This is a genomic window from Amycolatopsis sp. lyj-23 (assembly GCF_046549135.1).
In the GTDB taxonomy this organism is placed as follows: Bacteria; Actinomycetota; Actinomycetes; order Mycobacteriales; family Pseudonocardiaceae; genus Amycolatopsis.
In genome coordinates this window covers 565,107-591,024 of sequence record NZ_JAJPWN010000003.1, presented here as the reverse complement: position 1 = coordinate 591,024, position 25,918 = coordinate 565,107, and the positions used below count along the sequence as shown (strand labels likewise).

The window sequence follows — 25,918 nt, the reverse complement described above, 5'->3', positions numbered from 1 at the left end:
GCACCCCCTTCCGGGAACAAACCGAGACGACCCGCGTTGCTCCGAACGAGCGCCTCGTCCAACCTACTCAGCCACTATATCGCCCCGATACATCGAAGTGGCGAAGCTAACCTCCACCGAATACCCACCGCGGGCGAAATTCACCGGAGAGTTATCGAACACCCGGCGTGTCCGCGCCGGTCCGGGACTTGTGGGCGCTAGGGGGCGTTGAAGCCACAGGAAGAGCCCGTACTCTGTCCTCGTGATTAACCAGCGGCAGGTCGTGGACTACGCCTTGCAGCGCCGTGCGCTGCTGGCCGAAGTCCGCTCCGGGCGCGTCGGCAGCTACGAAGCCTGCGACGCGAGCCCGTACCTGCTGCGGGCGGCGAAGTTCCACGGCCGGGACGGTGATCTGCCCTGCCCGATCTGCCGCCAGGAGCCGCTGACCCTGGTGTCCTGGGTCTACGGCGACGAACTCAAGCACGTCGCGGGCTCGGCGAGGACCCCCGAGGAACTGGCCAGGATGGCCGGCTCCTTCGCCGAGTTCACCGTGTACGACGTCGAAGTGTGCCGGGCGTGCCACTGGAACCACCTGGTCCGGTCATACGTCCTGGGCACAGGGGAACCGGCGGGTCCACGAAGGACCGCTGGCCGGTGAGCCACCGTACGACCATCGCAACACGCAGGTCAGCACCCCTGCGGGCGCCGACCCGGGAGGCCCATCCGTGACCGACGACAACCGCTCCTGGCCGAACCAGGAGCCAGACGCACCTCGCCGTGCCCAGTGGCCGGGTGAAGAGGCGGGCCCGGCGTGGCCCGGTGAGTCGCCCCGGCGCGCCAACCCGGCCCAGCAGGGCGGCCCGGCCTGGCCCAGCGGCGACGAAGGTGGCCGGCAATGGCCCGGTGACCAGCCACGACGCCCGCAGGGCAACGGCGCGGGCGCTCGTCGCCAGCCGCCGCCTCCCGGCCGCCGCCCCGGCGGACCGCCCGGTTCGCCGCCGCAGGGGTTCCGGCAGCCGCCGCCCGGCGGGCGCCGTCCGGAGCCGGAGCCCGCGCGTGAGCCTGATCTCATCACCCACCACGCGCACAACGGGACCGAGGACTCCTACGAGCCGTACGACGACGACCGCTTCGACGAGTTCGCCGACGACGTCGAGCCCCAGCCGGAGCTCGACGAGAAGGGCCGCAAGGTCCTCACGCCGGCGCAGCGGAAGAAGCGCCGCTGGAAGATCATCCGGCGGGTCGCGTACGCGTGCGTCGGCGTCTTCTTCATCGTCCCGGCGATCGCGTTCGTGATCACGTACTTCCTGGTCGACGTGCCGACGCCGGAGAGCGTCGCGGCCCTGCAGAGCCAGCCGGTCACGTACTACTACGCCGACGGCAAGACGGTGATGGGCCGGTCGCTCCCGAAGGGCGGCGACCGCCAGCTGCTCAAGCCGGGCGAGATCCCCGACGTCGTCAAGCACGCCGTGTACTCGGCCGAGGACGCGACCTTCGAGACGAACTCCGGCTTCGACGTCACCGGCATCCTGCGCGCGGTCTTCAACCAGGCCACCGGTGGCCAGGGCGGTGGTTCGACCATCTCCCAGCAGTACATCAAGAAGGCCACCGAAAACGACGCCCCGACGCTGACCCGCAAGTGGACCGAGCTGGCCAAGTCGTTCAAGATGAACAACCAGGAGTCCAAGGAAGAGATCATCACGGGCTACCTGAACATCGTCTACTTCGGCCGCAGCGCGAACGGCATCCAGGCGGCCGCGAAGGCCTACTTCAACAAGGACGCCAAGGACCTCAGCGCCTCCGAAGCCGCGCTGCTCGCCGGTTTGATCCAGGGGCCGAGCCGCTCGGAGAACCAGAAGTACGTCCAGCAGCGCTGGACGTACGTGATGGACCAGATGGTGGCCAACAAGTGGCTCCGGGCCGACGAACGCGCCACCGCGCAGTTCCCGACGCCGGTCCCGAAGGCGGCCAGGGACACCGGCCAGTCCATGCCGTACCACATCCAGCAGCGGATCGACGACGAGCTGGCGGCCGAGGGGTACGACAGCACCAAGCTGCACACCACCGGCGCCAAGGTCTACACCACGATCGACCCCAAGGCCCAGAAGGCGGCCGAGGACGCGGTCACGAACAAGCTGAAGGGCCAGAGCGACGACCGGCTGAAGGGCGCACTCGTCGCGATCAACCCGAAGACCGGCGGTGTCCTCGCCTACTACGGCGGCCCGGACACGGTGAAGGACGCCAACGGCAAGGACAAGACCGCCGAGGACTGGGCCAACATCCCGCAGAACCCGGGCTCGTCGTTCAAGGCGTTCGACCTCACCGCGTTCCTCAAGATGGGCAAGGGACTCGGCGAAGTCTTCGACGGGTCCAACAACCGGAAGATCGGCAACCCGCCGAAGACGATCCGCAACGCGGGTGAGAGTTCCAGCTGCGGCACCGAGTGCACCGTCGCCAAGGCGATGGAGATTTCGGCGAACACCGTGTTCTACGACATGGTCTACAACGTGACGAAGCCGGCGCGGGTGGCCGAGGCGGCCAACCAGGCGGGCGTTCCGACGTCGCCGAACATGAGCCAGGACATCAACATCGCGCTCGGCGGTGGCGCCACCGTGGCGACGCCGGAGTCCATGGCCGCGGGGTACGCCACCTTCGCCGGTGACGGCATGCAGCGTCAGGCCCACTTCGTCGCCAAGCTGACCAACGCCCAGGACGAGGTCGAGTTCGACGAGAGCAAGTACCAGGCCAAGCCCGCGTTCGACAGCGACGCGCAGAAGACCGCGCAGATCGCCGGCAACGTGACCACCGCGCTCGGCCCGGTCATCACCCACTCCAAGCTGGACTGCCCGCCCGGTCACCAGTGCGCCGGCAAGACCGGTACGCAGCAGTACGACCCGCGCGACGGCGACCCCGCCGCGTACAAGGACCGCAACGCCCAGACCTGGATGGTCGGCTACACCCCGTCGGTCTCGGCCGCGGCCTGGATCGGCGGCGACGGCAACATCCCGCTGCACGACAACTCGAACAAGCCGATCTTCGGTAGCACCTACCCCGGGCCGGTCTGGGAACAGTTCATGAAGGATTACCTGGACGGGACCGCGCCGGAGAAGTTCGACAAGGTCGACCCGATCGGCAAGGACGTCAACGAGGTCACCACGACGCCGCCGAAGCCTTCGGACACGCCGACGCCGTCGGAGCCCCCGAGCACGACGCCGCCGGAGACGACGACCTCGACGCCCACCGAAACGGAGTCGTCGCCGACCAAGACGAAGCCGTCCCGGCCGGGTCCGGGCGGGTCCACGCCGCCGCTGCCCGGCGGCGACGGGTTCGCCAGGCCACCCGGCTCGGAAGAAGGCTGACCGAAGGCCCCGCACTGTTCCCGGTGCGGGGCCTTCGCCGTTTTCGTGAACCACAGCCGTCCGTGGTCCGTGTGGAGTGTCGAGGGGTCTGCGCCCGCAGCCCACCGGCGTACCGGAGGACGGCCCGTGTACACCGACCGAAATCGCTCGAGGTCCGGCCGGCGGCCGGTGCCGCGTGGTCGCTACCAGCCACGCCGGCCCCTCCCGCGGCCGGCCGAACCGGACGGTCCCGCCACCGGTCCCGTCACGGCCACCGAGGTCGTCCCGGACTCCCGCGCCGAACTCCGCCGACGTCGCTGGAAGACGGTCCGCCGGGTGCTGTACGTGCTGTCCGGCCTGTTCTTCCTCGTCCCCGCGGTCGCCTTCGTGATCACGTACTTCGCCGTCGACGTGCCTTCGCCGGACAAGGTCGCGCAGTCGCAGGGCCAGGCGGTCACCTACCTCTACGCCGACGGCACCGAGATGGGCAAGGACGTGCCCGCCGGCGGGAACCGGCAGCTCCTCGGCCCGGCGCAGATCCCGGACGTGGTCAAGAAGGCCGTGATCGCCACCGAGGACGCGTCCTTCGAGACCAACTCCGGCTTCGACCTCTCCGGCATCGCGCGGGCCGCCTACAACCAGGTCACCGGCGGGTCCGGCGGCGGGTCGACCATTTCGCAGCAGTACGTCAAGGTCTCCTCCGGCGACGACGCGCCGACGTTGACCCGCAAATGGGTCGAGCTCGCGAAGTCGTTCAAGATGAACCAGACCTACGAGAAGGCGGACATCATCACCGCCTACCTCAACATCATCTACTTCGGCCGCGGCGCGTACGGCGTCCAGGCGGCGGCGCAGGCGTACTTCGGCAAGGACGCCGCCCAGCTGGACTACTCCGAGGCCGCGTTGCTGGCCGGGCTGATCCAGCAGCCGGGCCGGTCGGAGAACGCGGCGGTGGCCCGCGACCGGTGGAGCACGGCCCTGGACCGCATGCAGCGCAACGGTTACCTCACCGCCGCCGACCGGCGGGCGGCGAAGTTCCCGACGCCGGTCCCGCTCGTCGAATCGCGGCAGGCCACCAAGATCAACTCGTTCGTCAAGAAGCAGGTGAAGGCCGAGCTCGCCGCGGCGGGGATTCCCGAGGAGAAGTACTACTCGGGCGGGTTCCAGGTGTTCACGACGATCGATTCCAGAGCGCAGGAAGCCGCCGAGAAGGCCGAGGCCGAAGGCATGGCCGGGCAGACCGACGACCGCATCCTCGACGCGCTGGTCGCCGTCGACCCGAACTCCGGCGGGGTGCTCGCCTACTACGGCGGCGCACCGATCGTGAAGGGCCCGAAAGGCGAAGACCAGGCCGGGCGCGACTGGGCGGACGAACCGCACAACCCCGGGTCGTCGATGAAGCCCTTCGACCTCACCGCGTTCCTCAAGGGCGGCCGCGGGCTGAACGCGGTCTTCGACGGCCGTTCGCCGAGGACGTTCCCCGACGTGCCGCTGCCGGTGCGCAACGCCGGGGCCAGCAGCAGCTGCTCCGAGCAGTGCACGGTGGCCGAGGCGATGCAGCGGTCCACCAACACCGTCTTCTACGACATGGTGCTCAACGTGACCAAGCCGGGCGGAGTGGCCGAAGCCGCGCAGGAAGCGGGCATCCGCACGAAGGACAACGGCGGCCGCAGCGTGCTGTTCACCGGGGACAACAACATCTCGATCGGCGGCGGGCAGACCGCGGTGACACCGGCGGACATGGCCGCGGCGTACGCGACCTTCGCCGCCGGCGGCGTCCAGCACGGCCGCCACTTCGTGCAGAAGGTGACCAACTCACAGGGCGAAACCGCCTACGAGGCCGACACCCGCCCGACGGACGCGTTCGCCGACAACGACCGCGGCAAGAGCAGGCAGATCGCCGGGAACGTGACCGCCGCACTGGCGCCGGTGATCCCGTTCTCCCGGCTGACCTGCCCGCCGGGGCACGAGTGCGCCGGCAAGACCGGCACCCAGCAGCACACGCCCGGCGACGGCGAACCCGCGTCCGCGGCCAACACGAACTCGCAGACGTGGATGGTGGGCTACACGCGCTCGGTGTCCGCCGCGGTCTGGGTGGGCAGCGACGGCGATAAGGCGTTGCGCGGCCCGACCGGCGCGCCGCTGACCCCGTCGGTCGTGGCCGGTCCGGTGTGGCAGCGGTTCATGCAGCTCTACCTGGCCGGGAAACCGGCCGAGCGCTTCGACCGGGTGCAGGCGATCACTTCGCCGCAGGACGACCAGCTCCAGCTGCAGCTCCAGCAGGAACAGCAACAGCAGCAGTTCCAGCAGCAACAGCAGGATCAGCAGCAGCAAGAACAGCGCTTCACCATCGGCCGCGGCAACCAGAACCAGAACCAGCAACAGCAGCAACAGAACCGCGTGCGGCGCGACGGCCGGGGTCCCGGCCGCGGCAACGGGAACGGGAACGACACCGGCCAGGCGAACTTCGGGCCGTGACGGCGCCGGTCCGGCGGGAGGAGGTGGCCGTGACCTCGGAGCTGGGGGTCACCGAGGTCACGGCCGGTTCAGGGGGTCAGAGCTCGACCACGGTTCCTTCGACGCCGGAGCGGTGGGCGGCCTCGATCACGCGCAGGGCCTCGACCGAGGACGCCGGGTCGACCGGGAACTCGCCTTCGCCGCGCAGTGCGTCGCGCACCTGGGCGTAGAACTGCTCGTAGCGGCCGGCCTCGGTCGGCACGGTCTCGATTTCCGGGCCGACGCCGAGCTTGCCGGCGTCGGCGGCGGGCTCGGTGCCCCAGCCCGCGTCACCGGGCCGCAGCCCCGCCTTGATCTGCGGTTCCTGCACGTCGAGGCCGTACTTGGTGAACGTCGCCCGGTCGCCGAGGACGCGGAACCGGGGGTTGAGGGTGGCCGCCAGCGCGGTCGCCCACAGGTGCGAGCGGACGCCGTTCGCGTGGTGCAGGGCGACGAAGACGTCGTCGTCCACCTGGACGCCGGCCCGGCGGCGGTCCGTCTCCGCGTAGACGCGCGTGACCGGGCCGAACAGCTGCAGCGCCTGGTCGACGATGTGCGCGCCGAGGTCGTAGAGCAGACCACCGGCCTCGGCCGGGTCGCCGAATTCGCGCCAGTTGTCCTTGAGCTTCGGCACCCAGCGGTCGTAGCGGGACTCGAAGCGGAACACCTCGCCGAGCCGCCCGGACTCGAGGACCTTCCGCACGGTGAGGAAGTCGGAGTCGAGCCGCCGGTTCTGGAAGACCGTCAGGCCGACGCCCGCGGCTTTCGCCGCGTCGACGACCTGCTGGGCTTCGGCGGCGGTCGGCGCGAACGGCTTGTCGACGACCACCGGCAGGCCGGCTTCGATCGCCCGCAGCGCGAGCGGCACGTGCGTGCGGTTCGGCGTGCTGACCACGACGAGGTCGAGGTCGCCCGCCCGCTCGAAGAACGCGTCGGCGTCGGGCACGATCTCCGCGCCCGGGTGGTCGGTGCGCGCTTGCGCGGCGCTGCCCGACGTCGTGATCACCGCGGGGGTGAGCCCGGGCGTCGCCGCCACCAGTGGCGCGTGGAAGACGCGGCCCCCGATGCCGTACCCGAGGATGCCCACGCGCAAGTCGTCCGCCATACCGCTATTAAACAACAGCGTTGCCTAACTGGCCAGACGTGCGAAGATCCTTTCATGGCGGACACCGGGGTGAACCTGCGCGACGTGCGCGCGCACAACCGCGCCCTGCTGCTTTCGCACATCCTGCGCGCCGGCGGCCTCAGCCGGGTGGAGCTGGCCGAACGCACCGGGCTGACCCAGCAGGCCGTCTCGAAGATCGTGCCCGAACTCCTCGACACGGGCCTGCTCGACGAGCAGCGGCAGCCGTCGGCCGGCGTGGGCAAGCCCCGCACGTCGCTGCGCATCCGGGCGGGCGCCAAGCACGCGCTCGGCGCGCGCCTCGACCGCGACGAGTACCACGTGCTGCGCACCAACCTCCTCGGCGAGGTCGAGGAGACGGCGGGCGGACCGCTGCCGCGCGGCTTCACGCCCGAGCAGGCCGTCGCCGCGATCGGGGCGACCGCGCTCGAACTCGCCGACGGCTTCGACGTCCTGGGCCTCGGCCTCGGCGCGGTCGGCCCGCTGGACCACCGCGCCGGCCTGGTCCGCGACGCGACGAACATGCCCGGCTGGCACGACGTGCCCCTGCGCGACCTGCTGCAGGAGCGCACCGGGCTGCCGGTGACGCTCGACAAGAACACCAACGCCGCCGCGTTCGCCCGGCTCTGGCCGCACGGCGAGCCGACGGCGACCGCGGTGGTGCTGGTCGGGACCGGCATCGGCGTCGGCCTGGTCATCGACGGGCGCCTCTACCGCGGCCCGCGGACCAACGCCGGCGAGTTCGGGCACACGACGATCGCCTACGACGGGCCGCGCTGCGCCTGCGGGCGGCGCGGCTGCGTCGAGATCATGGCCAAGCAGGCGCCCGGCACGCGGGCCGCCGCCGGCTTCCTCGGCATCGGGCTGGCCGACCTCGTGCAGGTGCTCGACCTGGAGCGGATCGTGCTGGCCGGGCGGGCGGTGCAGGACGAGCCGGACGTCCACCGCGAAGCCGTCTCGGAACGGCTCGAAGACCTGCTCCCGCTGCCGCACTGGCAGCGCATCGAAGTCGTCGAAGACGCCTCCGGCGAGGAGCTCGTCACCCGCGGCGCGGCCGCGGAAGTACTGGCCGCGTACTACGCGAATCCGGCATGATCACCGGCTTCACCGCCACGGACGCCGATCACCGATACGATCCGCCTCGTGCCAGAGGAGACCACGCGGGAGGCGGAACCGGGCCCCGTGACGCTGACCCGGGCGGAACGGGTCGTCCCGAGCTGGAACGAGCCCCTCGCGGCGGCGGTCACCAGACCCCTCGGCGGCCCGCTCGGTGAACACGCGGCGGTCGGCAGGCACTGGTTCTGGTCGCCGCAGCGCGTCGGGCTGCTGCTGGCCACGCTGGCGCTGATGCTCTGCTGGTTCGGCAAGGGCTCGTGCATCCAGCAGTACCAGGACTCCAGCGGCGCCACCCAGCTCGACTGGCGGGCGGGCCGCCCGTTCGTCGCCATGTGCTACTCCGACATCGTGCCGCTCTACGGCGCCGAACGGCTCGACCGGCCGGGCACCTTCCCGTACTACACGTCGTGGCAGGAAAGCTCGCAGACCGCCGAGGACAACACCCGGTACATGGAGTACCCGGTGCTCACCGGCCTCTTCCAGTGGGTCAACGCCAAGCTGGCGGCGGGCTGGCTGAACGTCGCCGAGTCCGGCTGGCTGCCCGGCGCGCTGCCCGTGGCGGTCTACTTCGACATCACGGCGTTCTTCCTCTCGGCCGCGTGGCTGGTCACCGTGTGGGCGACCGGCCGGACGATCCGGCGCCGCCCGTGGGACATGGTCCTGGTGGCCGTCTCGCCGCTGGTGCTGGTGCACGCCTTCACCAACTTCGACGCGATCGCGACCGCGTTCACCGCCACCGGCCTGCTGGCCTGGGCGCGCAAACGCCCGGTGCTCGCCGGCGTCCTGCTCGGGCTGGGTGCGACGGCGAAGCTGTACCCGCTCTTCCTGCTCGGCGTGCTGTTCGTCCTGTGCCTGCGCGCGGGCAAGCTGACACCGTTCGGGAAGACCGCGGCCGCGACCGTCGTGACGTGGCTGGCGGTCAACGCGCCGTTCATGCTCACCGCGACCCGCGGGTGGTGGGAGTTCTTCCGGATGAGCGCTCTGCGGCCGATGGACCCGGACTCGCTGTACAACGTCTTCTCGTACACCACCGGCTGGGCCGGGTTCGACGGCGTGCTGCAGAAGAACCAGACGCCGACGTACCTGAACGTCACGGTGGCCGTGCTGTTCCTGGCCTGCTGCGCCGGCATCGCCTACATCGCGCTGGCCGCGCCGCGCCGGCCGCGCGTCGGCCAGCTCGCGTTCCTCGTCGTGGCCGCGTTCCTGCTGACGAACAAGGTGTGGAGCCCGCAGTACTCGCTGTGGCTGGTCCCGCTGGCGGTGCTGGCGATCCCGCGGTGGCGGCTGCTGCTCGGCTGGATGCTGATCGACGCCGTCGTCTGGGTGCCGCGGATGTTCTACTACCTCGGCGTCGACCACAAGGGCCTGCCCGAGGGCTGGTTCCTCGGCACGGTCGTGGTCCGCGACCTCGCCGTGGCCGGACTGTGCGTGCTGGTGGTCCGGGAGATCTACCGCCCCGCGGCCGACCTGGTGCGGGCGGACGGCGACGACGACCCCGCCGGCGGCTTCCTCGACGGCGCCCGTGACGTGATCATCCCGAACGCCACCCGGCGCCGCCGGAAGGCCGTCGCCGCCGACCCGGTCGGCTAACCCAGCTGTTCCCGCAGGTAGGCGATGTCGGCGGCCTGCCCGTCGGCCGGCGTCTCGACGACGACCGGGGCGCCCGCCTCGCGGGCGACGGCGACCAGCACCTCGGGGTCGATCGTCCCCTCGCCCTGCACGACGTTGGCGTGCCGGTCGCGCGTCGAGCCGAACTCGTCGCGGGAGTTGTTGAGGTGCACCAGGTCGATCCGGCCGGTGATGGCCTTGACCTTTTCGACGGCGGTCGCCAGGTCCCAGCCCGCGGCGAACGCGTGGCAGGTGTCCAGGCAGAACCCGGCGCCGAACTCGCCGACCTTGTCCCACAGCCGGGCGATCACCTCGAGGTCGCGGGTCATCGCGTTCTCGCCGCCGGCGGTGTTCTCGATCAGGACCGGGACCTTGAAGCCGCCCTTCTCCTGCTCGCGCTCGAAGAGCTTGCGCCAGTTGTCGAGGCCGGCCTCGACGTCGTCGTTGTCGCCGACGTGCCCGCCGTGCACGATCAGGCCCTTCGCGCCGATCGCGGCGGCGCCGTCCGCGTGCTGCGTGACGTTCTTCCGGGACGGGATCCGGATCCGGTTGTTCAGCGAAGCCACGTTGATCAGGTACGGCGAGTGGATGAACACCTCGACCGGGTCGGCCGCGATGGCGTCGCCGTGCGGGTGCGGCTTCGGGGCCTTCCAGCCCTGCGGGTCGGAGAGGAAGAACTGGACGACGTCGGCTTTGCGCTCGGCGACCGCGGTCAACGGGTCGTCGTCACGGACATGGGCGCCAATCAGCATGCCGAGCACGCTACTCCGGGTGCTTCTTTCCCCTTTGGGACCGGTTGGTGACGCTCGTGGAGTACCGTGAGCGCGTTCCGTGATCCAATTGGTCCGACTGCCGGAGGGCATCGATGGGGAAGCACGTCGCGCGGGGCACCGCACTGGCCTTCACCTTCGCGGCGTCGGCGGCGCTGGCCACGCCGGGGGTGGCGAGCGCCGGCACCAATCCCACGCTCGGCGGGAGCTGCCAGGCCACGCTGCAGCAGGGGAGCGCGTCCGGCCTGGTGCTCGACGCCGGCGCCCCGCTGAACGCCCCGAACCGGCTCACGGTGGGCCTCGACTCGGGTTCGCGGAACACGGACGGCTCGGCGCCCCTGCTCACGCTGCCCGTCGGCGACACGGTCAAGGCGCTCGGCCTCGGCCGCGTGCCGCTGGTTGGCGACGCGGCGGCCAAGGGCGTGTGCCCGGCCGCGCAGAACACGGTCAACGCGGTCGGCAACCTGACCCAGGGCGTGGCCGCCGGCCTGCCGCCACTGCCCCTGCCGCCCCTGCCGCCCCTGCCCGTGCCGCCGGGACCCAACCCGCCGCAGCCCACGCCGCCCGGGCCGACCCCGCCGAGCCCCGGTCCGGGTCCGGCGCCGGTGCCGAACCCGCCCGGCTCGAGCGTCGGCCCGATCGTCACCGGCCAGGGGAACGCCGGCCTGCCGGGCGACGCGATCTCGGGCATCTTCACCAACGCCGCCCTGCTGCCGGGCACCCTGGTGCAGGCGCCGGTCATCGCGCAGATCATCCCCGGCCAGCAGGTCCCGCCGCCGACCGTGGACGCCCAGCGGTCCGGCACCGCGGAGGCGCTGCCCGGCGTCACCCCGCCGGCGAAGCTGCCGATGCTGCTCGCCGTGCTCGCGCTGGCGATGGTCGCGGCCGCGCTCGTCCGGGCCTGGATCCGCCGCAACCCCGCCTGACCCACGGTGACGTCCGCTTCCACCCGAATGCCGGACATTTCTGAGCGGGCGGGCGTCACCCGGCTGCCTTAGCGTCGTTGTACTGGTAAGTAGGCGACGACAGCAGGGGTGGCGAGCATGCACGAACGGACACGGAGGGCTACAGCGGTCGGTGCGGCGGCGGTCGCTCTCGCGGGTTCGGCCGTGCTCGGCATGCCCGGCACCGCGTCGGCGGACACCATCACGGCCAAGTGCGGCGACACGATCAGCGCCAAGCCCGGCGACACGGTGAAGGCCACGACACCGCTGCTCGGCCTCCCGCTCAACCTGGGGATCGTCACCGAAGGCACCAAGGTGCTGACCGGGACGATCAACGCGGTCCTCGGCACGCTCTGCCAGGTCACGGTCAAGGTGGTGGACACCGTCGTCGCGCCGGTCCCGGTGGTCGGCGCGCCCGCCGCGAGCGCGATCAACCAGGGCGTCCAGGGCGTGACCGGCGGCACCCAGCAGGGCCTCCGCTCGCTCAGCGGCGGCGGCCAGCCCGCCCCGCAGCAGCCCGGCGGCACGGGCGGCAGCCCGCAGCAGCCACCGGCCCAGGGCGGGACCGGGGGCACGCCGCAGCAGGGCGGCACCCCGGCGGGCACCACGCCGATCCCGGACGCGAACAGCCCGCTCCTGCCCGGTTTCTCGAGCACGCCCGTGTTCGGCGGCTTCCCGTTCACCCTCGGCACGGGGTACGCCCCGATGCGCGACTACAGCGGCATCCCGTTCGCGACGGCCGGGCTCTTCACGCCCTCGCCGGCGATCCGCTACGGCAGCCAGATCCCGGGTTACGCCCCGCAGTACGGCCTCACCGGTCCGGCTGGCCCGGCGGACGGCAATCCCGGCATCCAGACCGCGGGCCAGGCCGAAGCGCTGCCCTCCGCGTCGGACGGCTTCACGAACGGGTCGAATCTGCCGCTGCTCATCGCGGTACTCGCACTCTCCGGAGTCAGCGCGGGGCTCGTCCGCACCTGGGTGCTCCGCCGGATGGCCGCTGCGAATTGATCCAACTGCCGAGTATCTTTCGCGTATCTCCGTCGTTCATCCTGGTGTTGCCTCGAACGACGCCCCGGTAATCCCTGGAGGACAGTGCTCGTGCGGAAGATCATGACCGTCACCGCCATTGCCGCGTTCATGGCCGGGGGCGCGTTCCTCTCCGCGGGCACCGCCTCCGCCACGACGACCCTGGTCAGCAACAGCTGCACGGGCTCGGTCAGCGGGCAGATGGGTGACCAGGTCGCAATCGACGGCGCCTCGGTGAAGACCCTCGTCACCAACGGCGCGAACAACGCCGGCACCCTCGCGGTCGGCGGCTGGGCGGGCGACTCCATCGACAAGATCCACTCGATCCCGGTCGGCCAGGTGCCGAACGCCGCGGGCGGGGAGGCGACCGGCGCCGCGATCGGCAAGGCGGTGCGGACCGCGCTGGCCAACTCCGGCACGTGGGGCCTCGGCCTCGACTGGAACAAGACGCTGAACAGCGTGGAGAGCACCGTCGCCAAGGGCTGCGGCCTGACCCTGCTCGCGAGCAACTACGTGGCGCCGAGCTCCCCGGGTCAGCCGGGCGCGGGCGGCACGGGCACCCAGCAGGGCGGCACCGGCACCGCACCCGGCGCGTCGGGCAACCTCTCGAACCTGAACCCGGGCACCGCGGGCGGCACGGGCGGCAGCGCCCCGATGCGCGACTACAGCGGCATCCCGACGGCGACCGCGGGCACCGCCGTCGCCCCGGGCGTGCGCTACCCGGCCAACGGCACCCTCCCCGGTGACGCCTCCGCCCCGCAGGCGGGTGCGGGCGACCAGAGCGGCCAGAGCGCGGACGTCCGCGACGCCGGCAACGCGCAGTCGCTGGCCTCGAGCAGCTCGTCGAGCGACGTGCAGCTGCCCATGCTCCTCGCGGTGATCGTGCTCGCCGGGGTGACCGCCGGGCTGGTCCGCACCTGGGTGCTGCGCCGGGCTGCCTGACCCCCGGGAAGAGACCCGCTGTCCGGTCTCCTCGGTACCCCCAGGTAGCCTTACCTGGACAAACCCTCCTGCCACGGACAGCCCGTGGCCGCGAGCCCATAGGAGGTGAGTGGTTGTGTCACGCCATTACGAGGTAATGGTCATCCTGGACCCCACGCTCGACGAGCGCACGGTCGCCCCCACGCTGGACAACTTCCTCAACGTGATCCGCACTTCGGGCGGTTCCGTGGAGAAGGTCGACGTCTGGGGCCGCCGCCGCCTTTCGTACGAGATCAAGAAGCACGCCGAGGGCATCTACGCGCTGCTCGACCTGAACTCCTCGGCCGACGCGGTCAAGGAGCTCGACCGGCAGCTGTCGCTGCAGGAGACCGTGCTCCGCACCAAGGTCATGCGTCGCGAGGTCAAGCGCGCCGCGGCCAAGCCCGCTGCCGCCAAGGCCTGAGCCCGAGGGGAACCCCGATGGCTGGAGACACCGTCATCACGGTGGTCGGCAACCTGACGTCCGACCCGGAACTGCGCTTCACCCCGTCCGGTGCGGCGGTCGCGAACTTCACCGTCGCGTCCACCCCGCGCACGCTCGACAAGCAGTCGGGCGAGTGGAAGGACGGCGAGGCGCTCTTCCTGCGCTGCAACATCTGGCGCCAGGCGGCGGAGAACGTCGCCGAGTCCCTAACCCGCGGCGCCCGCGTCGTCGTGCAGGGCCGCCTGAAGCAGCGGTCGTTCGAGACCAAGGAAGGCGAGAAGCGGACCGTCGTCGAGCTCGAGGTCGACGAGATCGGCCCCTCGCTGCGCTACGCCACGGCCAAGGTCAACAAGGTCAGCCGCGGTGGCGGCGGTGACTTCGGCGGCGGCGGTGGCGGCGGTGGGAACCGCGGCGGCGGCGGTGGCGGCATGCCGGCCGACGACCCGTGGGGTTCCGCCCCGGCCGCGAGCAGCGGTGGCGGCGGCTTCTCGGACGAGCCCCCGTTCTGATCTCGTACACATCCACAAGATTTGAAATTCCAGGAGTAGACCAGTGGCCAAGCCACCCATCCGCAAGCCCAAGAAGAAGGTCTGCGTGTTCTGCAAGGCCGAGAAGAAGGGCCGCCCGGAACTGATCGACTACAAGGACACCAACCTGCTGCGGAAGTACATCTCCGACCGCGGCAAGATCCGTGCCCGTCGCGTCACCGGCAACTGCAGCCAGCACCAGCGTGACATCGCCATCGCGGTCAAGAACTCCCGCGAGATGGCGCTGCTGCCCTACACCTCGACCGCGCGCTAAGGGAGGGCAGGAGACATGGCGAAGATCATCCTCACCACGGACGTGGCCAACCTCGGCGGCCCCGGCGACATCGTCGAGGTCAAGGACGGCTACGCGCGCAACTACCTGCTCCCGCGGGGCTACGCGATCGCGGCCTCCAAGGGCGCGGAGAAGAACGTGCGCACGATCCAGCGCGCGCAGGAGAGCCGTCGCATCCGCGACCTCGACCACGCCAAGGAGATCAAGGCGACGCTGGAGGGCCTCGGCGCCATCCAGCTCACCGGCAAGGCGGCCGAGGGCTCGAAGAAGCTCTTCGGCTCGATCACCGCGGCCGAGATCGTGGACGCGATCAAGGCGGCCGGTGGCCCGCTGCTCGACAAGCGCGTCATCGAGCTGCGCGACCACATCAAGACCGTGGGCAAGCACTCGGTCGGCGCCCGGCTGCACCCGGACGTCAAGGTCGACGTGCGGCTCGAGGTCAAGGCCGTCGCGCCGTAAGGCAGCAACACCTCAAGGCAGCAACACCGTGAGAAGGCGGGCCGTCCCTGGTGGGCGGCCCGCCTTCACGCTTTCCGGGGAACCCCGGACAGCGCGGCGGCGTCGGAGGAGAATGGGCGCCGGATGCGAAGGGGTGGATCAGGATGGGTAACGAGGTCAACATGTCCGCGCCGGCCGGCGGTGGCGGCTTCACCTTCGACGCCGACAAGATCGACGGCGTCATCAAGAAGTGGCAGGACCTGCAGGCCGACCTGAAGCGCGACTACGACGACGCCAACCTGATGGCGAACGTGAAGGCGCCCGGCAAGGAGTTCGCGAGCGGCGACTGGGAGAAGCTCGCGAACCCGTCCGGCAAGGCGTTCCTCGAGCAGAACCAGAAGATGCAGGACTACGTCAAGAACTACATCGACGCCCTCACCGCCGCGAAGCAGAAGATCACCACCAAGGAGTCGGAGGCCTACTCCGACCTTTCGAAGACGGGGAACCAGGCCACGTGAACCGACGCTTCATCGCCGTCCCCGCGCTGGCCTTCGCCGCGCTCGCGCTCGCCGGCTGCGCCGCCCAGACCCGCGGCACCGCGAACCCGGCGCCGTCCACGGCCGAATCGAGCAGCGCGGCCGCCGGTGGCGGCTCCGCGCCGAAGGTGCCGAGCCCCCTGAACACCGCGTCGATCACCTCGGACGCCTGCGCGACGCTGTCTTCGTCCGCGCGCTCCTCGCTCAGCCTCGGCGACGGCGCTTCGCGCAGCACGGGCAACGGCCCGAGCTGCACCTTCCAGGAAGCCGCCGACCCGGGCAACCAGATCGATGTGACGACGGTGACGGCGAACAAGAACGGCCTCAGCGACGTCTACGACACGAAGGCCAACGACGCGTACTGGGAAGAGACGCAGATCAGCGGCTACCCGGGCGTGTACGCGGCGGCGGTGGACGGGCGCAAGAACGGCAAGTGCGGCCTGTTCGTCGGGGTGACCGACGAGCTGGCGGTCAACATCCTCGTGCAGTACGACCACGGCGCCGGCGCGTCGGACCCCTGCCCGGTGGCGCAGAAGTTCGGCGAAGCGATGGTGCAGACGCTGAAGGAGGGCTGACGTGCTCGAACTGGTGCTCCTGGGCGGCTTCGCCGCCTACAACATGGCGACCACGCATTCCGACGACCACACGTCGGTGCAGGGCGACCGCAAGATCGACTGCTACGACATCTGGGAGAAGATCACCACCGGTCCCGGCGCCGGTTCGATCGAAAACGGGCAGGCGGCGGCGAGCCGGCTGAAGGGCGCCTACCAAGAACGCCTCGGCACGATCGACGAGCTGGCCAGGGAGATGGACGCGGCCTGGACGGGCGGCGGGGCCGACGCGGCGCAGAACGCCGGCGCCCACCCGCTGCGGGTGTGGATGGAGGACTCCGGCACCAAGCTCACCGACTCCGACAAGTACCTCGGCGAGCAGCACAACGCCTTCACCACGGTGCACGCGCAGGTCCAGCAGGTGCCGAAGGACCCCCCGAAGAACAACCTGCTCAACGCGGTGACGCCGTGGACGACCGACACCGACCGGGCGATCCGCGACTACAACGCCAAGGGCCAGGCCAACGTCGACGCGTTCAACACCTACTACAAGGCGAGCAACGACAACGGCCAGAAGATGCCGACGTACTCCGCGCTCAAGGGCCAGCAGGAGAACGTCAACGTCGACGGCGGCAAGGACGGCAAGAAGAAGTCGGGCGACCAGGACGGCTCGGGGAACGGCAACGGCAACGGCACGGGAACCGGCACCGGGACCGGCTCGGTGCCCGGGGTGAACCTGCCCGGGCCGGGCAGTGTGCCGTCCGTCCCCGGTCAGCCGCACATCCCCGGCGGGAGCTTCGACCCGGGCAAGGTGCCGGGCTTCGACCCGTCGAGGCCGCCGAACTTCGACCCTTCGAAGGTCCCCAGCGGCAGCTACGACCCGTCGAAGATCCCCGGCCCGGGCAGCTTCACCCCGCCGAACTTCGGCGACGGCACCCACTCGTCCGGGTTCACCCCGCCGAAGCTCCCCGGGGCCGGCGGCTTCGGTCCCGGCGGCTCGGGCGGCGTCGGCGACTTCTCGATCCCGGGCGGCGGCTTCGGGCCCGGCGGCTCGGGCGGGATCGGCGACCCGTCGGGGAGCTTCGGGCCGGGCGGCGTGGGCTTCGGGCCCGGCGGCTCGACCGGTACGGGCGTGCCCGGCGCCGGGGACGCGGCCGGAGCCGGCTCCGGTCGTGGCGGCGCGGGTGCCGGCGGAGCGATGGGCGGCGCGGCGGCGGGCCGCGGCGGCTCCACCGGGATGGGTGGCATGGGCGGCATGGGGCACGGCGCCAAGGGTCAGGGCGGCGGCGACGAGGAGCGCTCGTCGAAGTACCTGCTCGGTGACGACCCGAACGACATCTTCGGTACCGACGAGCTGACCGCGCCGCCGGTCATCGGCGAGTAGCGCACGCGGGACGGCCGGGCGCGTGCCAAGATGGGCGCGCCCGGCTCGTGCCGGGTTCACCCGAAATCCGAGCTTCGGTTTTCGATCTCCACGTTCGATCTTCACTGGGGGAAGAGCGGTGCTGGACAGGCAGGTCACCATCACGACCGGCACCCTGGTCAACCTGGTCCGGCGCCGGGGCGGCGAGCCGCACACGGTGTTGTCCGAGACGCCGACCTGGTACAGCGACGAGGCCCAGCGCGCCGAGGACGAGCGGACCAACGCCGAGCTCGCCAAGGCCGGGCTGTTCGGCCCGCGCGGCATGCACCCGGGGTTCGTCGCGACGATCGAGGCGATCGCCCGGCCGCAGCTGGAGTACTACGGCTGGATCGACGGCGGGTTCCAGGGCAAGCCGGTGAGCTACCGGCTGCTCGCCGGCAGTGCCGGTGGCGAGGCGTTCGTGCTGGCCAAGCACGAGGAGCTCGACGTCGTCGTGCTGGGGTCGTCGCGGCCCGGCGAGCTGCTCGACGACTTCCTCGGCCAGATCCCGAAGCTCGCGCCCGGGCGCGGGACACCGCTCGCGGTGCCGAAGAGCCAGCTGGAGGGGACCGCCCGCGGCGACGACGGCGGCGGGTTCGCGGTGCTCCGCAGCGATCGCCCGGCCGAAGGTTCGCAGGAGGTCGAAGAGCTCCGCCGGATCCTCGCGTTGCGCCGGATCGGGAGCGGCAGCCTCTACGTCGCGGCGCGCGGCCGCACCGGGGCGCGGCACCGGATCGAACGCCCGGTGAACTACATCGATACGGCGGAAGGCCGGTGGCTGACCGAGGAGGTTCCGGGGCGGGGCGAGAACCGGATCGCCTTCACCCCGGCCGACCAGCGCGTTCTCGCCGAGCGGTTACGCAGCGCACAGGGCCGGCTCACCGCGGCCTGATCCCGGACCGTTCAGCCCACCGGGTAACCGCGTCTACCCTCCGTGATATTCATCCACAGGCCACGCGGTCCAATGGGCTTCAGCTGGTCCACGACACGCCGAAGAACGGACTTCCCGCGACACGCCGCACGAGTTTTCCGCAAGTTCTCCACACCTTGTACACAGCCTTTGACCTGCGAATTCAGCAAACCCGATCCCGCTTGTCCCCAACTTGTCCACAGCTCTCGCGGCACCTGTGATTGGTTACCCCCGTTCATCCCCAGGTTGTCCACAGAAGGGTCCCCACCCTGAATTGCCATCGGCCTTCCGGGGGATCTAGCGTGCCCGCTCGGGCCTGTACTCACGGTGGCGCTCCGCGTGTCTGCGGCAGCCGATCGGCGTTGTCGCCGATCATCGGGGGACGAGGTCCGGGGGTGGCCGGGTGCACGAGCACCGGCCACGTGCTTCGAGAGCGAAGATCCGGCATAATCGAACGGGTGTTCGACACGATGAGGAGGTGGCCGGGGCGGTGGCGCTGACCGACGACCGCAGTCCGATGTACGCGGAGTCCGACCCGGGTCCGAGCGACCCCGGCCCTGGGGGCGGCGGCGGGTTCGACCGCCAGCCGCCGCAGGACATCGCGGCCGAGCAGTCCGTGCTCGGCGGCATGCTGCTGTCCAAGGACGCGGTCGCCGACGTCATCGAGGCGCTCGGCCCCGACGACTTCTACCGGCCCGCGCACCAGGCGATCTACGACTGCATCCTCGACCTCTACGGCCGCGGCGAGCCCGCCGACCCGATCACGGTCTCGGCCGAGCTCGAGCGGCGCGGGGAGCTCGGCCGCGTCGGCGGCGCCCCGTACCTGCACACGCTGATCGCGACGGTGCCGACGGCGGCGAACGCCGGCTACTACGCGGAGATCGTCTCGGAGAAGGCGGTGCTGCGCCGGCTCGTCGAGGCCGGCACCCGGATCGTCCAGTACGGCTACGGCGCGGCGGCCGGCGACGGCGCGAACATCGACGAGGTCGTCGACCGCGCGCAGGCCGCCATCTACGACGTCACCGAGCGGCGGACCAGCGAGGACTACGTCGCGCTGGAAGAACTGCTGCAGCCGACGATGGACGAGATCGACGCCATCGCCTCGCGCGGCGGCCAGTCCCAGGGCATCCCGACCGGGTTCGCCGACTTCGACGAGCTGACCAACGGGCTGCACCCCGGGCAGATGATCATCGTCGCGGCCCGCCCCGGTGTCGGCAAGTCGACGCTCGGCCTCGACTTCGCCCGCTCGGCGTCCATCCGGCACGGCATGACCAGCGTCATCTTCTCGCTGGAAATGAGCCGCACCGAGATCGTCATGCGCATGCTGTCGGCGGAGGCCAAGATCCGCCTCGCCGACATGCGCGGCGGCAAGATGTCCGACGACGACTGGACGCGCCTGGCCCGCCGGATGAGCGAGGTCTCCGAGGCGCCGCTGTTCGTCGACGACTCGCCGAACATGACGATGATGGAGATCCGCGCGAAGGCGAGGCGGCTGAAGCAGCGGCACGACCTCAAGCTCGTCGTCCTCGACTACCTCCAGCTGATGACGTCCGGCAAGCGCGTCGAGTCGCGGCAGCAGGAAGTCTCGGAGTTCTCGCGGCAGATGAAGCTGCTGGCGAAGGAGATCGAGGTCCCCGTGATCGCGATCAGCCAGCTGAACCGTGGCCCGGAACAGCGCACGGACAAGCGCCCGATGCTGTCCGACCTGCGTGAGTCCGGCTCCCTGGAGCAGGACGCCGACCTCGTCATCCTGGTCAACCGCCCGGACGCCTGGGAGCGGGACGACCCGCGCGCGGGCGAGGCCGACCTGATCATCGCGAAGCACCGCGCCGGGCCGACGGCGACCATCACCGTCGCCCACCAGCTGCACTACAGCCGCTTCGTCGACCTCTCGCACGACTAGCCGAGGGCGCTGTACCCGCGGACGAACGCCGTGAGGAGCCTGCCGAACGTCTCGCGGTCCTCCTCCGGCCAGTCCGCCATGACCTCCGCGAACACGCCGCGGCGGAAGGCGTGCAGCTCGTCGAGGTGCGCCTCGCCGGCCGGAGTCGGCACGAGCACCGCACGCCGTCCGTCGCGCTGATCGGCTTCGCGCCGCAGCAGCCCCTGCTCGACCGCGCGCGCCACGAGCCGGCTGGCGCGTGGCTGGTCGACGCCCAGCGCCGCGCTCAAGGCCGTCACCGTGCTGGGCTCGCCGCGCTCGGCGAGTTCCTCGACGACGTCGAGCAGCTCGAACACCGGGTCGTGCGCACCGCGGCCCCTCGCCTTGCCGATCCGGCTGAGGGCCCGCCGCTGCTGGCCGCGGCGGATTGCGATCATGGCGCGCTCGACGTCGGCCACGGCGTCGGTCATGGTTGCTCCACCTCCGAACTACATGTACTTTTACATGCAGTTGTCCACTGGCATGTCGGAGTACTCATGAAACCCCTGGGCTGGTGGCTTCGCCACCTCCACGAGCTCCTCGAATCCTCCATGGCCCGCGCCCTCGACGCGCAGTCGCTGACCCGCCGGCACTGGCAGGTACTCAACACGATCGCCCTCGGCGCCCACACGCCGGAGGAGGTCGACGCGGCGATGGCCCCGTTCGTCACCGGCGAGGGCTCGATGGCCCCGAAGGTGGCCGATCTGCGCGCCCGTGGCTGGGTCGCCGCGGACGGCACCCTGACCGCCGACGGCCGCGAAGCCCACACCCGCGTGGAAGCGCAGATCAAGCAGTTCCGCGCGAAGGCCGTTGAAGGCATCAGCGACGACGACTACCGCACGACGATCCGGACACTGGAACGCTGCGCCGCGAACCTCGAAGCCACCTGAGGAATATCCCGGAGCAAGCCGGCGTCACGTACTCTAGTTGTTGAACTTTCAATCACTGGAGCCGTCGATGACCCGCACCCCGGTCCTCTACCTCAGCCACGGAGCGCCGCCGCTCGCCGACGACACCACGTGGACCCGCCAGCTCGCCGCCTGGTCGGCCGACCTGCCGAAGCCCCGCGCGATCCTGGTCGTGTCGGCGCACTGGGAGGAAGCGCCGCTGACCATCGGGGCGACGACGACCGTGCCGCTCGTGTACGACTTCTGGGGCTTCCCCGAGCGCTACTACCAGGTGGAGTACGCGGCGCCCGGTGCTCCGGAGCTGGCGGCGAAGGTCCGGAAGCTGCTTCGCTCGACGCAGACGCCGGTGCACGACGCCCCGGAGCGCGGCCTCGACCACGGCGCCTACGTGCCGCTGGTCGAGATGTTCCCGGCGGCCGACATCCCGGTCCTGCAGGTTTCGATGCCGTCGCTCGACCCGCAGGAGCTGTTCGACCTCGGCCGCAAGCTCGCGCCGTTGCGCGACGAAGGCGTGCTGATCATCGGCAGCGGCTTCTTCACCCACAACCTGAGCGGCATGGCCCGCGCCACCGACGGGACACCGCCGTCGTGGTCGGCCGAGTTCGACCACTGGGGTGCCGAGGTCCTGCGCAGCGGCGACGTCGACACGCTGCTCGACTTCCGCCACAAGGCGCCGGCGGCGACGCTCGCCCACCCGCGCATCGAGCACTTCGCACCGCTGTTCGTGTCCCTGGGCGCCACCTCGGACGAGGGATCCGGCCGCACGGTGATCGACGGCTTCTGGCACGGCCTGGCGAAGCGTTCCCTCCAGTTCTCCTGACCCTGGACGCGAACGAGCCCCAGGAGCCGAGTGGCTCCTGGGGCTCGTCGTCTCCAGGGAAGGAGGCCTATCCGGTGTTGCGGGGAGTCCCGCAGCCGCGGTCACGCCGGTGGTGCGTTCCGTGCGAGGTCACCCTCGCGGCGCGGTGGAACGCGGCCGCCGTGACAGCGGGGTTCGTGGGCCGGCGGGTTCCGGGGAACCCGCCGGCTTCACCGCACTACTTGCGCTTGAGCAGGCCCACCAGCTTCCCGATGAAGCTGGTGGAGTCCAGGCCCGACAGCGCCGGCACCTGCGGGACGCCGTCCAGCATCGGCAGCTTGGCGTTCACCGGCAGACCCGCGGCCGGCACGTCCGCACGCTCGGTGCCGTGGCCGAGGGAGCCCAGCGAACCCAGCGTGCCGAGCGCCGACAGGGCGTTCACCGCGGGCAGCGCCGACGGCAGGGCCGGCAGGGCCGGCTTCGGCAGCGCCGGGACGCCACCCTGGGCCGGAACCGCGGCGGGCAGGCCGGCAGCCGGCACGTCCGCACGCTCGGTGCCCTGGCCCAGCGCGCCCAGCGAACCCAGCGCCGACAGGCCGTTCACCGCGGGCAGGCCCGACTTCGGCAGGGCCGGCAGCGCCGGGACGGCGACGGGCAGGCCGGCGGCCGGCACGTCCGCACGCTCGGTGCCCTGGCCGAGGGCGCCCAGCGCCGACAGGCCGCTCACCGCGGGCAGGTCTGCCTTCGGCAGCGCCGGCACGGCGACGGGCAGGCCGGCAGCCGGCACGTCCGCACGCTCGGTGCCGTGGCCCAGAGCGCCCAGCGAGCTGAGCACCGACAGGCCGTTCACGGCGGGCAGGCCGGCCGTCGGCGCGTCCGCACGCTGGGTCGCCAGCGTGGCCGCGACCGGCAGCACCGGCAGGACCTCGGTGGGCAGGTCAGCGGCAGGCAGGGTGCCGGCCACGCTGTCCACCGACGGCGTCCCGGTGTCCACCTGGGTGCCCTTCAGCGCGTTGGTCAGGCCGTCCAGCGACGGCAACCCGCCGAGCAGCCCGGCGATCGGCAGGTTGCCGGTCAGGCCGTCCAGCGACGGCACGCCGGCCCGGGCGGGCAGGGCGGCGCGGAGCGCGGCCAGGGACGGCACCTCGTCGGCCGCCAGCTCCGAACCCTCCTCCGGGAAGGCGATCGGGTCCAGGGCGTCGTCGTCGATCCTCGTCGCGTCGGTCGCGTAGGCGGAGGCCGCCCCGAGCAGCTCGAGGGGCACGCCGAAGATCTGCACCGGCAGCGCGAACGCGTGGTAGCCGTTGAGGCCCGACAGCGCGGACTGGTCGCCCTTGGTGAGGGCGTTGCCGCCGTTCTCCGTGGTCAGCGTGTTCTCGCCGACGGCGTGCGCCACGCCGCCCACGGTCACCCCGTCGCCGAACATCTGCGCGATCGCGGTCACCGGCAGGTCCAGGATGTTGCCCGAGATCGCGCCCTCGACACCGGAGGTGGTGTCGTTGCCCGAGTTCGTCACGTCGGTCGTGTTGATGCCGCCGCCCTTGGCGACACCCACCGCGCTGACGGCGTCGCCGAAGACCTGCGCCACCGGCAGCGCGTCCAGGCCGACGATGTTGCCGGCCACGCTGCCGCGGTCACCGCTGGTCGTGGCGTCGCCGCCCGCGACGGACTGGACGTCGTTGGTGCCGAGACCGCTGCCCAGCGCCGCCCCGGCGATCCCGTCGCCGAAGACCGAGCCGGCGCCCGCGATCGGGGCCTTCACGATGTTGCCGGTCACCGCACCGTCGCGGCCGTCGGTCACGGCGTTGCCGCCCGCCGTCGCGTCGGTGATGTTGTCGTTCTGACCGGTGCCGATGCCGGCGAGCGCGCCGCCGGCGCCCATCGCCTGCAGCGGCAGCGCGACCGGGGCCTCGACGATGTTGCCCGCGCCGGCTCCGCCGGGACCCTGGGCCTTGACGGGGCCGCCCGCGTTGGACGTCGTGTCGGTCGAGCCCTTGCCGTGGCCCTGGCCGACGAGCGCGCCACCGATGTTGGCCGCCTGCACCGGCACGGACGCCGGCACGGTGCCCAGGTTGGAGCTCAGGAAGCCGCCGTCGTCCACGGTGCTGCCACCGCCGCCGCCGGAGACGACCTTGGTCTCGTCGGCCGCGCCGGAGCCCTGGCCGATGAACGAGCCACCGATGCCGAAGATCTCGGCGGGCAGGCCGACCGGGACCTGGATCAGGTTGCCCGAGCCGGACGAGTCAGCGCCCTGGGTGCCGTCGTACGCCCCGGCGGTGACCGTCTTGTCCTCGGTCGCCTTGCCGGTGGCGTTGCCGATGTGGCTGCCGCCGATGCCGAAGACCTCCGGCGCGCCCGCGGCCTGGGTGTTGGCGATGTTGCCGCCGAGGAAGGCGTCGTTGCCCTTGGTGTAGCTGCCGTTGCCCGCGTTGGCGTCGGTCGTGTTGTCGTGGACCGCGTTGGCCTGGCCGAGGTAGGTGCCACCGATGCCGAAGGCCTCGACCGGCAGCGCGAGCGACGGGTTGAGCACGTTGCCCGACCCGCTCGAGTGGTCACCGGTCGTCTTGACGAAGCCACCCGAGTCGGCAGTGCTGGAGGAACTGCCGGCGAAGGGGATGCCCGCCGAGGCGTTGCCGATCCACGAGCCCGCGACACCCGCGACGTTCGCGATCGGGGACAGCGCGGCGGACCCGCCGTTGCCCGACAGGAACGAGTTGTCGCCGCTGGTCTCGAGGTAGGTCGGGATGCCGCCGAGGCTGCCGCGGCGGGTGTCCCCGGCCTTGGCGTCCGCAGCCGTGTGGCAGCCGTCGGAGTTCGACAGCGAGCCCCACACGGCACCGGAGTTGCAGTTGAACTTGACCGGCACGGCGATCGGCACGCCGATCACGTTGCCCGCCTCGGCGGCCTGGTCGCCGGAGCTCAGCAGCGAGCCGCCGGAGGTGGCGACGGTGTCGGCCGAGTAGCCGTGGCTCTGCCCGTTGCCGAGCAGGTAGGAAGCGGCGTTGCCGGTCACCTGCACCGGGGTGGCGAACTGGCCCGCCACCACGTTGCCGGAGAGCGGGGAGCCGTCACCGCTGGTGTCGACGTCGCCGGTCTCGGTGGTGCTCTGGCTGGCCGACCCACCGGTCACGCGGCCGGTGCCGCCGGCGACGCCGCCGCCGTTGCCGGCGATCTGGACCGGGAGCGCCCAGTCGAGGACGACGGCGTTGCCGGCGAGGCTGGAGTCCTTGCCGGTCGTCTTGATGTCCTGGTCGTGCGTCCAGTTCTGCGAGTGGTTGCCGCCGACGACGTGGGCGTCACCCGCGGCGCCGATCGCGTTGTCGACGATCTGGATCGGGATGACGACGTCGCCCGCGACCTTGTTGTGCTTGAGGTTGTCGTGGCTCGGGGTGAAGCCGCCCGCGCCGTCGGCCTTGTTGCCGCCGAGGGTGCTCTCGTTGACCGGGCTCGCGTTGTCGAACTGCTTGGCGGCTTCGTTCACGGCCTGGGTGGCCGGCTTGGTGCTCAGCTCCGTCTGCCCGGCGGGCAGGTCCAGCTGGCCGAAGGGGGTGCCGACCGCGTTGTTGGCTTCCTGGAACGGAACCGTGGCGTTCAGGTCGAGCGGTGAGGCAGGGGTGTCGGGGTTGACGTTTTCGTCAGCCGAGGCGATGCCGGTGCCCAGCATCAGCAACCCACCCGTGACAAATGCGGTCTGGAGTCCGCGCTTTGCCCACGTCTGCATGGGGTTTTTCTCCTTTATTTCGGGTTCCCTTGCGGGTTCATGGGGGTGCGCCCGTCGAAGAGGGGATGGGTCCGCGCGCACCGGGAAGGGGTGGACTTCTTGCGGGCG

At 71.3% G+C, this 25,918-nt stretch carries 23 protein-coding genes; 19 read left to right on the top strand and 4 right to left on the bottom strand.

Annotated elements, in window-relative coordinates:
- Positions 1–241 precede the first annotated feature (241 nt).
- From ACLJPY_RS08865 to ACLJPY_RS08855, 3 genes are all read left to right on the top strand, one after another.
- Positions 242–637, top strand: a complete 396-nt coding sequence (locus ACLJPY_RS08865) for a DUF5318 domain-containing protein (protein ID WP_410562970.1) — start codon at positions 242–244, stop codon at positions 635–637.
- Positions 638–704: 67 nt separating this feature from the next.
- On the top strand, positions 705–3,338 hold the full coding sequence (locus ACLJPY_RS08860) for a transglycosylase domain-containing protein (protein ID WP_410587516.1): 2,634 nt from the start codon (positions 705–707) through the stop codon (positions 3,336–3,338).
- Between the two features lie 126 nt (positions 3,339–3,464).
- Entirely contained in the window at positions 3,465–5,795 is a 2,331-nt protein-coding gene (locus tag ACLJPY_RS08855) for a transglycosylase domain-containing protein (RefSeq protein WP_410587515.1), read from the top strand.
- Between the two features lie 76 nt (positions 5,796–5,871).
- Here ACLJPY_RS08855 and ACLJPY_RS08850 read toward each other — a convergent pair whose 3' ends face one another.
- A complete protein-coding gene (locus ACLJPY_RS08850; RefSeq protein ID WP_410587514.1) occupies positions 5,872–6,918 on the bottom strand; it encodes a Gfo/Idh/MocA family oxidoreductase in 1,047 nt (348 codons plus the stop codon).
- A gap of 54 nt (positions 6,919–6,972) precedes the next feature.
- Here ACLJPY_RS08850 and ACLJPY_RS08845 point away from each other — a divergent pair, with 54 nt between their 5' ends.
- Positions 6,973–8,031, top strand: coding sequence for an ROK family transcriptional regulator (locus ACLJPY_RS08845; RefSeq protein ID WP_410587513.1), 1,059 nt, complete (start codon positions 6,973–6,975; stop codon positions 8,029–8,031).
- 48 nt (positions 8,032–8,079) lie between these two features.
- Positions 8,080–9,642 carry a glycosyltransferase family 87 protein gene (locus tag ACLJPY_RS08840; protein WP_410587512.1) on the top strand — a complete coding sequence of 521 codons (1,563 nt, stop codon included), beginning with the start codon at positions 8,080–8,082 and terminating at the stop codon, positions 9,640–9,642.
- On the opposite strand, the gene ACLJPY_RS08835 is transcribed toward ACLJPY_RS08840, so the two are convergent.
- Positions 9,639–10,412 carry a deoxyribonuclease IV gene (locus ACLJPY_RS08835; RefSeq protein ID WP_410587511.1) on the bottom strand — a complete coding sequence of 258 codons (774 nt, stop codon included), beginning with the start codon at positions 10,410–10,412 and terminating at the stop codon, positions 9,639–9,641. The genes ACLJPY_RS08840 and ACLJPY_RS08835 overlap by 4 nt on opposite strands.
- 113 nt (positions 10,413–10,525) lie before the next feature.
- Between ACLJPY_RS08835 and ACLJPY_RS08830 the strand changes: the two genes are divergently transcribed.
- The 12 genes from ACLJPY_RS08830 to dnaB all read left to right on the top strand — a co-directional run bounded on the left by ACLJPY_RS08830 (position 10,526) and on the right by dnaB (position 20,364).
- Positions 10,526–11,356: a hypothetical protein gene (locus ACLJPY_RS08830; RefSeq protein WP_410587510.1), complete on the top strand. Its 831-nt coding sequence runs from the start codon at positions 10,526–10,528 to the stop codon at positions 11,354–11,356.
- 117 nt (positions 11,357–11,473) lie between these two features.
- Entirely contained in the window at positions 11,474–12,382 is a 909-nt protein-coding gene (locus tag ACLJPY_RS08825; protein WP_410587509.1) for a hypothetical protein, read from the top strand.
- Positions 12,383–12,484: 102 nt separating this feature from the next.
- Entirely contained in the window at positions 12,485–13,342 is an 858-nt protein-coding gene (locus ACLJPY_RS08820) for a hypothetical protein (RefSeq protein ID WP_410587629.1), read from the top strand.
- A gap of 115 nt (positions 13,343–13,457) precedes the next feature.
- The gene (gene rpsF / locus ACLJPY_RS08815; RefSeq protein ID WP_200876551.1) at positions 13,458–13,784 is read left to right on the top strand and encodes a 30S ribosomal protein S6; all 327 of its coding nucleotides are present in this window, start codon (positions 13,458–13,460) and stop codon (positions 13,782–13,784) included.
- Positions 13,785–13,801: 17 nt separating this feature from the next.
- On the top strand, positions 13,802–14,314 hold the full coding sequence (locus ACLJPY_RS08810; protein WP_410587508.1) for a single-stranded DNA-binding protein: 513 nt from the start codon (positions 13,802–13,804) through the stop codon (positions 14,312–14,314).
- 43 nt (positions 14,315–14,357) lie between these two features.
- Positions 14,358–14,606 (top strand): 30S ribosomal protein S18, encoded by a 249-nt coding sequence (gene rpsR / locus ACLJPY_RS08805; protein ID WP_003098744.1) that lies wholly within the window; start codon positions 14,358–14,360, stop codon positions 14,604–14,606.
- A 15-nt stretch (positions 14,607–14,621) separates the two neighbouring features.
- A complete protein-coding gene (gene rplI / locus ACLJPY_RS08800) occupies positions 14,622–15,083 on the top strand; it encodes a 50S ribosomal protein L9 (RefSeq protein ID WP_410587507.1) in 462 nt (153 codons plus the stop codon).
- A 143-nt stretch (positions 15,084–15,226) separates the two neighbouring features.
- Positions 15,227–15,580, top strand: coding sequence for a hypothetical protein (locus tag ACLJPY_RS08795; protein ID WP_410587506.1), 354 nt, complete (start codon positions 15,227–15,229; stop codon positions 15,578–15,580).
- Positions 15,577–16,173 carry a DUF3558 domain-containing protein gene (locus tag ACLJPY_RS08790; protein ID WP_410587505.1) on the top strand — a complete coding sequence of 199 codons (597 nt, stop codon included), beginning with the start codon at positions 15,577–15,579 and terminating at the stop codon, positions 16,171–16,173. Before ACLJPY_RS08795 ends, ACLJPY_RS08790 begins: the two co-directional genes overlap by 4 nt.
- 1 nt (position 16,174) lies before the next feature.
- Complete coding sequence (locus ACLJPY_RS08785) at positions 16,175–17,533, top strand: hypothetical protein (RefSeq protein WP_410587504.1); 1,359 nt, start codon at positions 16,175–16,177, stop codon at positions 17,531–17,533.
- A 118-nt stretch (positions 17,534–17,651) separates the two neighbouring features.
- Positions 17,652–18,443, top strand: coding sequence for an ESX secretion-associated protein EspG (locus tag ACLJPY_RS08780; RefSeq protein ID WP_410587503.1), 792 nt, complete (start codon positions 17,652–17,654; stop codon positions 18,441–18,443).
- 508 nt (positions 18,444–18,951) lie between these two features.
- Positions 18,952–20,364, top strand: coding sequence for a replicative DNA helicase (gene dnaB / locus ACLJPY_RS08775; protein WP_410564694.1), 1,413 nt, complete (start codon positions 18,952–18,954; stop codon positions 20,362–20,364).
- Here dnaB and ACLJPY_RS08770 read toward each other — a convergent pair.
- Positions 20,361–20,813: a MarR family winged helix-turn-helix transcriptional regulator gene (locus ACLJPY_RS08770; protein ID WP_410587502.1), complete on the bottom strand. Its 453-nt coding sequence runs from the start codon at positions 20,811–20,813 to the stop codon at positions 20,361–20,363. The genes dnaB and ACLJPY_RS08770 overlap by 4 nt on opposite strands.
- 66 nt (positions 20,814–20,879) lie before the next feature.
- Between ACLJPY_RS08770 and ACLJPY_RS08765 the strand changes: the two genes are divergently transcribed.
- Positions 20,880–21,272, top strand: coding sequence for a MarR family winged helix-turn-helix transcriptional regulator (locus tag ACLJPY_RS08765; protein ID WP_410587501.1), 393 nt, complete (start codon positions 20,880–20,882; stop codon positions 21,270–21,272).
- Positions 21,273–21,339: 67 nt separating this feature from the next.
- Positions 21,340–22,110 (top strand): dioxygenase, encoded by a 771-nt coding sequence (locus tag ACLJPY_RS08760; protein ID WP_410587500.1) that lies wholly within the window; start codon positions 21,340–21,342, stop codon positions 22,108–22,110.
- A gap of 217 nt (positions 22,111–22,327) precedes the next feature.
- Here the strand turns inward: ACLJPY_RS08760 and ACLJPY_RS08755 are convergent, their stop codons facing one another.
- A complete protein-coding gene (locus tag ACLJPY_RS08755; RefSeq protein WP_410587499.1) occupies positions 22,328–25,810 on the bottom strand; it encodes a beta strand repeat-containing protein in 3,483 nt (1,160 codons plus the stop codon).
- Between the last annotated feature and the right edge of the window lie 108 nt (positions 25,811–25,918).

Coding starts and splice junctions, on each gene's coding strand:
- ACLJPY_RS08850 (WP_410587514.1), bottom strand. CDS start 6,918: ATGGCGGACGACTTGCGCGTGGGCATCCTCGGGTACGGCATCGGGGGC.
- rplI (WP_410587507.1), top strand. CDS start 14,622: ATGGCGAAGATCATCCTCACCACGGACGTGGCCAACCTCGGCGGCCCC.
- ACLJPY_RS08795 (WP_410587506.1), top strand. CDS start 15,227: ATGGGTAACGAGGTCAACATGTCCGCGCCGGCCGGCGGTGGCGGCTTC.
- ACLJPY_RS08830 (WP_410587510.1), top strand. CDS start 10,526: ATGGGGAAGCACGTCGCGCGGGGCACCGCACTGGCCTTCACCTTCGCG.
- ACLJPY_RS08765 (WP_410587501.1), top strand. CDS start 20,880: ATGAAACCCCTGGGCTGGTGGCTTCGCCACCTCCACGAGCTCCTCGAA.
- ACLJPY_RS08755 (WP_410587499.1), bottom strand. CDS start 25,810: ATGCAGACGTGGGCAAAGCGCGGACTCCAGACCGCATTTGTCACGGGT.
- ACLJPY_RS08845 (WP_410587513.1), top strand. CDS start 6,973: ATGGCGGACACCGGGGTGAACCTGCGCGACGTGCGCGCGCACAACCGC.
- ACLJPY_RS08770 (WP_410587502.1), bottom strand. CDS start 20,813: ATGACCGACGCCGTGGCCGACGTCGAGCGCGCCATGATCGCAATCCGC.
- ACLJPY_RS08835 (WP_410587511.1), bottom strand. CDS start 10,412: ATGCTGATTGGCGCCCATGTCCGTGACGACGACCCGTTGACCGCGGTC.
- ACLJPY_RS08810 (WP_410587508.1), top strand. CDS start 13,802: ATGGCTGGAGACACCGTCATCACGGTGGTCGGCAACCTGACGTCCGAC.
- ACLJPY_RS08820 (WP_410587629.1), top strand. CDS start 12,485: ATGACCGTCACCGCCATTGCCGCGTTCATGGCCGGGGGCGCGTTCCTC.
- ACLJPY_RS08760 (WP_410587500.1), top strand. CDS start 21,340: ATGACCCGCACCCCGGTCCTCTACCTCAGCCACGGAGCGCCGCCGCTC.
- ACLJPY_RS08825 (WP_410587509.1), top strand. CDS start 11,474: ATGCACGAACGGACACGGAGGGCTACAGCGGTCGGTGCGGCGGCGGTC.